We start from the raw sequence: 878 nt of genomic DNA, 5'->3' as shown, positions 1-878 counted from the left end.
AGCTGGGGTCGATCGCGCTGGAAAAGCTGGCCAGGATGATGAACTGGTCGATCTTCGCGCCGTGATGCATGTCACCCAAAAGTGCGCAGCGGTTTTGGGACAACGACATGCTTGGAATCAAAGAAGCGTTTTAGCCTTTCGCGATCCAGCATAACGCCAGATAAGAAAATCCCGCGCCGTCTTCGAGACGGCGCGGGATTTTTTGTCAAAGAACTAGCTCATGCGATTGAAAGGCTTAGAAAAAGCCCTTCCGCTGCCACCAGCCGCCGCGCTTCGGCTTGTCCTCGGTCTTGTCCTCGGCCTTGGCCGCGGGCTCTTCCGCGACGATCGAAGACACGACCGGCTCGACCGGCGCATTCGCCGCCGCCGGCTTGCGCCGCGACGGGCGGGCCTTCGGTGCCTCCTCGACAGAAGCGATGGCTGCCTCGTCGGATGCGGTGACCGGCGTGTCGACCGGTGCTTCCACCTCCGCAGCCGGCTCATCGGCGACAATTTCGGCCGCGGCCTTCTTTGGCTTGGCCGCGCGACGTGGCTTCTTCGGCTTCTCCGTGGCCGGCGCGTCGTCATTTGCCGGGGCAAGCGCCACCGGCTCTTCGGCTGGTGCGGCAACGACCGGCTCGCTGGCGATCACCTCGGTTGCCCGGACTTCGCCTTCAGAAGCGTCTGCTGTTTCGCCAGCACTTGCCTCAGCCTCGCCTTCACCGTCTTCGCGACGGTTGCGCTTGCCGCCGCGCTTGCCGCGCCGGCGCTTTTTGCCCTGGCCTTCGTCCGAAGCTTCAGCTGTCTCAGACGTTTCAGCAACACCGACAGGGGCGTTGTCGTCCGCTTCCGTGTCGCCATCGCTGGCGGCCGCGTCCGGGTCCGACAACTCACCGGCC

At 64.2% G+C, this 878-nt stretch carries 1 pseudogene; it reads right to left on the bottom strand.

Annotation, left to right across the window (positions count from 1 at the left end):
• Positions 1-235 precede the first annotated feature (235 nt).
• Positions 236-878 (bottom strand): annotated as a pseudogene (locus tag EN893_RS35895) (ribonuclease E/G); the annotation flags it as partial.

This window comes from Mesorhizobium sp. M7A.F.Ca.CA.004.04.2.1, from assembly GCF_004022825.1.
Lineage (GTDB): Bacteria > Pseudomonadota > Alphaproteobacteria > Rhizobiales > Rhizobiaceae > Mesorhizobium.
Note: the sequence above shows the minus strand (reverse complement) of the source record. Positions and strands in the feature narration are given on the sequence as shown.